Origin of the sequence: Nonomuraea sp. NPDC047529 (assembly GCF_040642995.1) — a bacterium.
Lineage (GTDB): Bacteria > Actinomycetota > Actinomycetes > Streptosporangiales > Streptosporangiaceae > Nonomuraea.
On sequence record NZ_JBEYTJ010000088.1, the window covers coordinates 1 to 8,661 of the forward strand.

Consider the following 8,661-nt stretch of genomic DNA (forward strand, 5'->3'; position numbering starts at 1 on the left):
GCATGGAGGAGATCTTCAACCCGTACCACACCCCTTCCGGCCGCCCCGTCCGCCGTGGACACAAGGTCACCACCTGGCAGGAGACCCTCAGCGCCATCGCCTCGGGCCAGGCCACCGCCGGGGTCACCGCCGAGGCCGCGACCTTCTACCCCTGGCCCAGCCTCGCCTTCGTCCCGATCCGCGACGCCCCGCCGTGCCGGTGGGCCTTCGCCTGGCGTACGGCGAGCGAGACGCCACTCATCCGCGCCTTCGCCCGCGCAGCAGCCGACGCCCAGCCACCGACGGAGTAGCACCCGGACGTACCCCGCCCGGGTGGTGCTGATGGTGGCCCAGCTGAGCTGGGGCCGGCCGGGTGCGCGGCAACCCTGGCGGGCCAAGGCGATCGATTATGGGTGTAGGTTCCCGTTTTGATCACCAAGGAAGCGACAGGGGAAACAGTGCTCAATCTCAAGCGCAAGGCAACGCTCGCCCTCGCCAGTGCGGCGATGCTCGTTGGTTCTGTGGCCGTGAGCGGCCCGGCGAACGCCGCGTCATCACCGATCGCCGCATGCGGCGGTGGCAGCTACCATGTCATCGACCAGCACAGCTTGTCCGGCGGCGCAATCATCTATCTGCTCTACAACGGCACCTACAATTGCGTCGTCACCTGGAAGACCGGCAGCAGCGTGGGCTCCCCCTCCAACATGGGCGCCTTCCTGCAGCGGAAGAGCGACGAGAAGAGCGTTAGCGACCGCGGCAGTTACAGCTATTACGCCGGTCCGGTGAAGCTTGCCGCCTCGGGAACGTGCATCATATGGGGCGGCTTCGCCTTCGGCTCCTACGCGAGCTGGTATTCCGCCTGGTCACACTGCGGCTGACCGCGCGCCGCCGCCCGTGATCGGTCCGGCGAACGCCGCCCTGCTGGCGGTGATCGGACTCGCCCTGGCCGGCCCTCACCTCGTACGGACTGCGACCGGCGCGCTCGCCGACCACCTGCCTGCCCGGATCTCCGCCGTCGTCTGGCTGGCGGTCAACAACGCGCGCGGCTACGCGCTCAGGACGGCGGGCGCGGTCGCGGCCATGGGCATGGTGGTCACCCTCGGCCTCAGCTTCGTGGTGCTGCCCCGCAGGTGGGTGGTGGAAAGGACGTTCGCCTGGCTGGTCCGCTACCGCCGCCTGGCGCGGATCTATGAGCGCAAGCCCGCTCATCACGAGGCCGTGATCTGGTGGGCCACGGTGCACCAGATGACCCGCCGCCTGTCGCGCGAGCTGGCGGGTGGTTGCGTCGGTCAGAAGTAGAAACGCTTGTTCACGGGTTCGAGCAACGCCAGCGGCTCAACGGGTTCGGAAATGTCGATGAGATTCAGCAACAGTGCAGCAACCCCGATGGTTATCTTGGGTTCTCGGCCTCTTCTCGCAGGTCAGGGCTAGATGATCTCTTCTTTCACGTGTGGCACGTTGGCTGATCTTCACACCATGTTAGGCAAGGAGGTTCGGACTGAGTACAGGGTGTGGCTGCGGTAGGAACCGACCGACCGGTGATCTCACCGGCAAGGAGGGCGGCGGGCCCCATTCGTCGCGATGATGGCTCGACACTTCCGCACTCAGTCTGGAGGAGACGGCCAGACGGCTACTCTGGGAGGCGACTCACCTCCCGCCGCTGAGATGGCCGTGGCGTGCTGTCGTCCCAACCTGAATTGGACTGTTCGCGGGGCTTGCTTGGGCGGGGTTGGGAGTCTCGGCCAGGTCGGGTTGGGTGGGCGTTGCTGGCGGGTGAGGACGAGCAGGATGATGGTGCTCTATTCGAGGACACGGGTGAGCAACAGCGTGAGATGGTCGCGCTCGGCGGCGGATAGGGCGTTCAACAGGTCGTCTTGAACCCTGGAGAGTTCCGTGTCGAGTTCTTCCAGTCGTCGCCGTCCTGCAGGGGTCACGGTGATCAGGTTGCGGCGTCGGTCGTTGGGGTCTGAGGCCCGCGCGACGTGACCTTGCTCAGTCAGCTCCTTGAGCATGTTGTGCATGTCGCTCTGGTCGATTCCGCATCGTTGACCGATCCGTACTTGACTGTCAGGGCCGAACTCCTCCAGTGCGGCGAGGATCGCGAAGTGGTAGGCGCGCCCCTCCACACCGGCCATCGCCTCTCCGATGAGCCGATGCGCCCGAGCCGAAGCCTTGCTGATCAGCCAGCTCGGCTTGCCTCGCAGACGGGTTGGCGACTCTTCCATCTCCATGTGCGAAGTCTAGCCAATTCCTTGGTTGAACCCACGAATTTACGATACGTTGGTCGTACCAAGGTTGGTTCGTCCAAGGAATTTGGAAGGTATGACGATGTCACTCACGTTGAGCGAAGCTCAGGCCATCAGTGTCCGCGTGCGCGAACACGCCGCCGAACTCGGTGCGCGGGTCACGGTCGCGATCGTCGATGGCGGCGGGCACCTCCAGGTTCTCGATCGCATGGACGGCGCGCCTCCGCTGTCGGCTCGGATTGCTCCGGCGAAAGCCTCCAGCGTTGCGCTGTTTCATCGTGACGGCGGCGAGTTGATACGTATGCAGCAGGCGTGGCCTTCGCTGTTCGCGCAGCTGGATGAAGTGGCAGGAACGCCCATCGTCGCGGGCGCGGGCTCGCGACTGATCCGGCGCGGCGATGCCGTTGTCGGGGCGATCGCGGTCAGCGGAGGCATGCCGGAGCAGGACGACGAGTGCGCCGATGCCGGGATCGCACTGGTCGGGGCGGTTGGGGTTAGCTGATGGGCCTTTGGGCGTGACGGGCGGCAGGGGCGGTTAGTTTGTCGCCGGATCGACCAGCCGTGCCTCCAGGTCGGCGATCATCTGGGTGAGCAGGCTGGTGTTCTCGCGCCGGACCGCCTGCTCGCCGACCGTGTCGAGGCCGGCGACTTGGTGATGCACTCGTCGGCAGCCTGGGCCATCGTCTCGAACTCCTTGCGGCCGATCGAGTGCGGGTTGGCGGACCCGAAGGTGGTGGCGCGGTGCATGCCCTTGACCGACGTCATCGCCGCTCGCGCGGTCGACATCGCGTCGCGGGCGCGGTCCCCGTTACCCCACGCTGGCCTGCTCGGCCTTCGCACGGGTTCGCGCCAGCCGGTAGGAATCGGTTCCGGTTTCGATGATTGCTCCGCCGAAGGTGAGCCGGTCGACGATGGCCGCGCAGAGCCGAGGGTCAGTGAAGGTCTTGGTCCAACCGCCGAAGGACTCGTTTGAGGCGATGGCCAGGCTGTTCTTCTCCTCGCGCTCGGTCAGCACCTGGAACAGCAGCTCAGCGCCTCGGCGGTCCAGCTCCATGTAGCCTAGTTCGTCAATGCAGAGCAGGTCGACGCGACCGTAGCGGGCGATTGTCTTGGATAGCTGCTTGTCGTCGGAAGCCTCGACCAGCTCGTTGACGAGCTTGGTCGCCAGGATGTATTTCACCCGGAATCCCGCCATCGCAGCCTCGGTTCCCAACGCGATGAGCAGATGTGACTTTCCGGTGCCCGAATCGCCGATCAGGCAGAGCGGCTGGCCCTTCTTCACCCATTCACATGAGGCCAGGGTGTGGATCACCGCCGGGTCGATGCTGGGGTTGGCGTCGAAGTCGAACTCGCGCAGCGACTTGTCGCGGGGGAACTGAGCGGCCTTGATACGACGTTCAGAGCGGCGCCGTGCACGATCGTCGCACTCGGCCATCAGCAGCTCAGCGAGGAACCCGCGGTAGGACATTTGCTCGCGGGCGGCGGCCTCGGCGAGTTCGGGGAACTTCGCCCGAATGGTTGGCAGCCGCAGCATCCGGCAGGCTGTGTCCACGGCAGTCTCCGCGGCCTGCTCGGTCAGCCCGCGATTGCGGTTGAACATCATTGCGTCTCTCCCTCACTGGAGGAGCCCTGACCGCTGGATCGGCGGCGCAGTAGCTGGTCATAGACCGCAACCGAAGGCAGCGGCCGGTTGTCGGGCGGAAGCTGGGCCAGCCTCCGCGCGGTCAGCGACGTCACCGTGGCGTGCTGGGCGGGCTCCGGCGGCTGCTGCGATGAGGTCACCGACTCCGCCTGATCGGCTTCGGCCGCCTTACGAGCTTCCAGCGCCACCGCATCGGCGGTCAATGCGCCGGCGCGAAGTGCGGCGGCGATCCCGGCGACGAGGTGTTCGTGGGCCATATGGCGACCCAGCAACAGCACCTCGACCAGGGCTTTAGTGCCCTCGGAATCGCCGTGTGCTTTGCAGGCGGCAGCCCACCACTCGTCATGCACTGGGGTGAAACGCCCAGCTGCGCGGGCCTGATCCAATGCTGTGGCGCCCGGCAACGCGCCGGGCTTGCGCACCAACGCCTCCAGGTACTGGTCCAGCACCAGGCGAGCTTGGCCCTTGGCCTTCAATCGCTCATGGCGGGCGACAACCTCGCGCCCGTCAAAGACGACCAGTTCGGAGGCGTGCAGAACTACGCGCACGTTTCGGCCGATCAGGCGCACCGGCACCGAGTAACGGTTCGTGCGGACGTGGATCTGGCTATGACGGTCCACTCGCAGCGCGAAGTGCCGGCCTGTCTCGAACGGTTCGTCCGGCAGCGGCTTGAGCAGTTCCCGTTCAATGGCGAAGTACTCACCGATGGTGCGTGGGCGGGAGCGGATCCGTCGGGCCTCATCTTCCTCATCCCAACGCTCGACCATCGCGTTCAGCTCGGCCAGGGAGGCGACCTCGGGCACCGGGACGAAGTGGTTGCGGCGAAACCAGCCGATTTGGCCCTCCACTCCGCCCTTTTCGTGCGCGCCCTCGATGCCGGGCCGGCAGTAGAAGCCTTCGATGCCGTAGTGGGAGCGAAACGCTGTCCAGCGTTCGGTCTCCACCCGCTGGCGGGCGAAGCCCAGGATCCGGGCGACCGCGGCCTTGAGGTTGTCGTAGCGAATCTTGCCGAAGGGCACCCCGCCCAGCACGTTCAGCGCGTGGACGTGGCCCTCGAAGAACGCCTCCTGGCCGCAGGAGACGAAGACGCGGTGCACCGCCTTGCCGGAGTAGGACAGACGCAGGCTGAACAGGTAGCAGGTCACCTGCTCTCCGGCCAGGCGCACCGTCACGTCACCGAAGTCCACCTCCGCCTCGGCGCCAGGGCGGTGACTCTGCGGGATGAACGCCTCCACCGGCCCGCGACCGGCTTCGATGCGAATCTGCGGGCGCCTCTCGGCGACGTATCTGCGTACGATTCCGTAGGAGACGTCCATCGCGTCGTGCTCGTCGACGAGTCGGTCGAAAATCCTCTTGGCGGTGTGGCGCTGCTTTCGAGGAGCGTCCAAGTCCGCCAGCAGCATGGCGTCGATCAACGCTTTGTAGTGGTCTAGCCGGGTCGGCCGCGCCGGCGGCTTCTTACGCGGTTGGGGCCAGGCCGACGCCAGCGCCTTGGTCACCGTGGGATAAGACACCGAGTGCTTGCGCATCGCGGCCCGGATCGACATCCCGCCTCGCACGTCGCGTCGGATCGCAGCGTAGAGCTCGGTCTTGGACTGCCGCACCATCCGAGGCCCCTCACGGTGGGTGACACATCCGATACTCCCACCGCAAGCCCCTGGGTGTTGCTGAAACTCATCAACACGACAACCCGACGATCAGGGGGTGTTGCCGAGTCTCGTCGACAAACGTTGCTGTTACACCCGAACGAAACCAGGCGGGCCTGCCACCCTCAAACCGCTGGAGAGACCCGCCACCACTACCGGTATTGTCCAGCCCCGACCGGCGTGGCAAGGTCCTGCAGCTCCTGGCCGCTCAGCCGTGGCGAGCCTGGCGAGGAAGCGAGCTGGCCGCCATTCTCGGGATCGAGAACGTCAACAGCTTCCGCGTCCAGCTGTCTCAATGGTCCCACCAGGGCTACATCAACAAGATCGGACCAGCTCTCTACGGGCCCAAGCCTGCCAGCACTTAAGCCTTTGTCAGCAGGCTCTAAGAGAAAGCCGCAGGCTGGCGCGCCGCCTGGTGATGAAGAAACACCGGTCCACTTCTGATCCCACGGTCGCAGATTCGAATCCTGCAACGCTCAAAACCGGGTCTGAGCTGGCCTTTTGCTTGGGTTCGGCTCCGCTCGACATTTGGCCATAGGCCGCCGAGTGCCTATGGTTCCTGGTCAGCCTTCGCGTCAGGCTGCCCTGGCGCGGCATCGACAATCTTGCGTGCCTGCTGGAGCTCGTCGTCAGTCGGCGGAGTCCCACGCAGGGCCTCCCAGTCGTCGATGAGGAGCATCAGGTTCCAAATCTCCTTGGGGACGGTCCATTTGTCCCCGAGTTCAAGGATCAGGAAGTCGGCACCCTTGGCAACGGGCAGCGTCCCCTCCGCCATTCCCCGCGCTACATCCCGAGCGGCTCAACTTCCTTCATGGGCCCGATGGACAACGCACAGCCCGCGAGCTCCCGAACCGCAGGCGTGTCCAGACCGGCCTTAATGAGCCCACGGGCCAGCCATCCGGCGTCCGCGACGCTCCCCAAGAGCCGACCCCGAAGGAGATCACCTCTGAGCTCGGCCAGACGTTCTCTGAGCCCAGTCGGGAGATCTACCGGACCAGTATCCCGCGATCGACCGTTCACGGAGCGAGCGCACCCTCTTTCCGCTGGTCGGCCACGTCGGGTTGCCCGCCGATGCACGTGGCATGGCCCCGGAGCATGACGTCCCGTCCGTTCCGTCCCTTCCGGTGGGTGGACGCCGCCTTCAGCCACAGCGAGCCGGCCGCGTACCGCAGGTCGTGAGGTCCGCCGCGCTGCCGGTTTGCTGATCCCCAGCGGCGTGGTCCTGCTCCCGCTCCAGGTCCCGCCGTCAGCCCTTGCGTTCGTGATCGTAGGCGGCCTGGGCGACGGCGACGGCGGCGCCGTGTCGCTTGGCCCAGTTGGTGAGCTCGAGCAGCGACTTGTGAAGTTCCTGGGCCATCTCCGTCAGCGTGTACTCGACCTTGGGCGGAACGACCGGATGGACGGTGCGTACGAGCAAGCCGTCCCGCTCCAGCTTGCGCAGCTTCAGCGTGAGCATGCGCCTGCTGATTCCTCTGATCGAACGTTCCAGCTCCGTGAACCGAACCGGACCCTGGGCAGCGGCTACCAGGATGCCGATGCTCCACTTCCCGGAGACGTGATCGAGGACCTCCGAGACGGGGCACGCCTCGCTGGCCAGGGCTGACACATCGATGTGACTCTGGGACATGAAAGTGCCTTCTTCCGCTGGGGCTCGACAGTCACCAATCATGTACTCCGTATCAAATCGTGCACCAAACTGGAAGGTGGCCCATGCTTCAGGAACTCGCAGACCGCACCGCGATCGTGGACGCCGTCATCGCGTATGCGACGGCCCTGGATACCAGGGACTGGGAGACCCTGGGCGCGCTGTTCACCGACGACGCTTGCTGGGAGTACAGCGGTTCGGGCGAACGGCTCTGCGGGCCTGACGCGATCATTGCCCGGATCAGTACCAGTTTGGGGCTATTCGACGCCACCCATCACCTGAACGGCAACCATGTCGTCACAGTGCACGGTGACGAGGCCGAGCACACTTGCTACTACCAAGCCCAGCATGTCCGCCTTGGTCTGCCCGATGGCGAGAAGTTCCTTGGCGGGGGTCGCTACGACGATCGGATGCGCCGCACCCCGGACGGCTGGCGGTTCACCCACCGCAGGATCACTAGCGTCTGGAGTGAGGGAAACCCCGCCGTGATCACATCCTGACGGCAGGCCAGTGATCGTAAGCGGAGTTGTCGGGGATCGACGTCGAGTAGGTCCAGGAGCCGGAGTTGGAGGGGTGTCGGCTAGTACTACAGCCTGATTTCGTGATGCATGAGCCAGCGTCTCCAATGGTGGCTGGCTCGGGCGCGGGTCTGGTGGTGGCGGCGGCGTTGGGACCAGGCCAGCGCGTACGTGAGCGGCCGGGTAGCCGTGGCGGTCAGGTGTGCCAGCAGACGGCGGATCTCGGCTGGTGTGAGGCCGACCAGGCCGCTCGGGCTTTTGGGGCAGTCGCGGCGGTGACGGCAAGGTAGGCGTGGGCGAGCATCGCGAGGGTGACGTGGCGGTGCCAGGCGTCGTAGCGCCGGACCTGGTAGTGGTCCAGGCCGGTCTCGTTCTTGGCGCTTTGGAAGCACTCCTCGATCGCCCAGCGGGTGCCGGCGACCATGATGAGGTCCTCCAACGTGGTACCGACCGGGGCATGGCACAGGTAGTAGGCCAGCTCGAGCTCGCCCTTGACGTTGGGGGTCAGGCTGCGCCGGACCAGCAGCCAGCGCTGGTAGCCGGGCTCGACCTCGAAGTGCACATCGGCCAGCGCCCAGTCATACAGCCGCTCTCCCTTGGCGCCCTGGCCGCAGGAACGCCGCTTCCACGCCTCGGCCGGCGCCTGGGCGGCCAGGGTGTCGGCGCGGGTGTCCCCGCTCCACCCCATGGCCACGGTCTGGTTCTTGGGTACCGCCACCACATAGCTCATGTGGTGTTCTTCCAGGAAGCGCCGGAACTTGAAGTCCATGCCGTAGGCCTCATCGGCCGTCACCCAGCAGACCGGCACGCCTGCCTCCACGGCACGGGCCAGCATCTGCCGCGCCAGCATCGGCTTGGTCGCGAACGCCACGTCCTGCCCGATGCCCGCGGCCGCGCACCGCGCGTGATCCTCGATCCAGGACTTCGGCAGATACAACTCGGCGTCGATCAGCGCCCGCCCCAGCGGAGAGGCGTAGGCCAGGAA

Annotated in this window: 10 protein-coding genes and 2 pseudogenes; 5 read left to right on the top strand and 7 right to left on the bottom strand. The window is 66.0% G+C overall.

From position 1 onward, the window contains the following. From ABZ815_RS52350 to ABZ815_RS52360, 3 genes and pseudogenes are all read left to right on the top strand, one after another. Positions 1–290 (top strand): annotated as a pseudogene (locus tag ABZ815_RS52350) (LysR family transcriptional regulator); the annotation flags it as partial. 117 nt (positions 291–407) lie between these two features. Beyond that, on the top strand, positions 408–857 hold the full coding sequence (locus ABZ815_RS52355; protein ID WP_352366628.1) for a spore-associated protein A: 450 nt from the start codon (positions 408–410) through the stop codon (positions 855–857). 232 nt (positions 858–1,089) lie between these two features. Continuing rightward, a pseudogene (locus ABZ815_RS52360) lies at positions 1,090–1,278 on the top strand (transposase); the annotation flags it as partial. Positions 1,279–1,778: 500 nt separating this feature from the next. Here ABZ815_RS52360 and ABZ815_RS52365 read toward each other — a convergent pair. Next, entirely contained in the window at positions 1,779–2,210 is a 432-nt protein-coding gene (locus tag ABZ815_RS52365) for a MarR family transcriptional regulator (protein ID WP_352366606.1), read from the bottom strand. Positions 2,211–2,301: 91 nt separating this feature from the next. Between ABZ815_RS52365 and ABZ815_RS52370 the strand changes: the two genes are divergently transcribed. Beyond that, entirely contained in the window at positions 2,302–2,727 is a 426-nt protein-coding gene (locus ABZ815_RS52370; protein WP_357710972.1) for a heme-binding protein, read from the top strand. A gap of 33 nt (positions 2,728–2,760) precedes the next feature. Here the strand turns inward: ABZ815_RS52370 and ABZ815_RS52375 are convergent, their stop codons facing one another. The 5 genes from ABZ815_RS52375 to ABZ815_RS52395 all read right to left on the bottom strand — a co-directional run bounded on the left by ABZ815_RS52375 (position 2,761) and on the right by ABZ815_RS52395 (position 7,140). Beyond that, positions 2,761–2,886 (bottom strand): hypothetical protein, encoded by a 126-nt coding sequence (locus tag ABZ815_RS52375; protein ID WP_357710975.1) that lies wholly within the window; start codon positions 2,884–2,886, stop codon positions 2,761–2,763. Positions 2,887–3,033: 147 nt separating this feature from the next. After that, positions 3,034–3,828 carry an IS21-like element helper ATPase IstB gene (gene istB, locus ABZ815_RS52380; protein ID WP_357710978.1) on the bottom strand — a complete coding sequence of 265 codons (795 nt, stop codon included), beginning with the start codon at positions 3,826–3,828 and terminating at the stop codon, positions 3,034–3,036. After that, positions 3,825–5,474: an IS21 family transposase gene (gene istA / locus ABZ815_RS52385; RefSeq protein WP_357710981.1), complete on the bottom strand. Its 1,650-nt coding sequence runs from the start codon at positions 5,472–5,474 to the stop codon at positions 3,825–3,827. The genes istB and istA overlap by 4 nt, the downstream gene beginning before the upstream one ends. A 589-nt stretch (positions 5,475–6,063) precedes the next feature. Then, positions 6,064–6,288, bottom strand: a complete 225-nt coding sequence (locus ABZ815_RS52390; protein WP_357710983.1) for a hypothetical protein — start codon at positions 6,286–6,288, stop codon at positions 6,064–6,066. A gap of 471 nt (positions 6,289–6,759) precedes the next feature. Further along, complete coding sequence (locus ABZ815_RS52395; protein WP_357710986.1) at positions 6,760–7,140, bottom strand: helix-turn-helix domain-containing protein; 381 nt, start codon at positions 7,138–7,140, stop codon at positions 6,760–6,762. A gap of 83 nt (positions 7,141–7,223) precedes the next feature. Between ABZ815_RS52395 and ABZ815_RS52400 the strand changes: the two genes are divergently transcribed. Next, positions 7,224–7,658, top strand: a complete 435-nt coding sequence (locus ABZ815_RS52400; RefSeq protein WP_357710989.1) for a nuclear transport factor 2 family protein — start codon at positions 7,224–7,226, stop codon at positions 7,656–7,658. 214 nt (positions 7,659–7,872) lie between these two features. On the opposite strand, the gene ABZ815_RS52405 is transcribed toward ABZ815_RS52400, so the two are convergent. Beyond that, positions 7,873–8,661 (bottom strand): IS701 family transposase (locus ABZ815_RS52405; protein WP_357710992.1); only part of this gene is annotated, 789 nt, incomplete at its 5' end.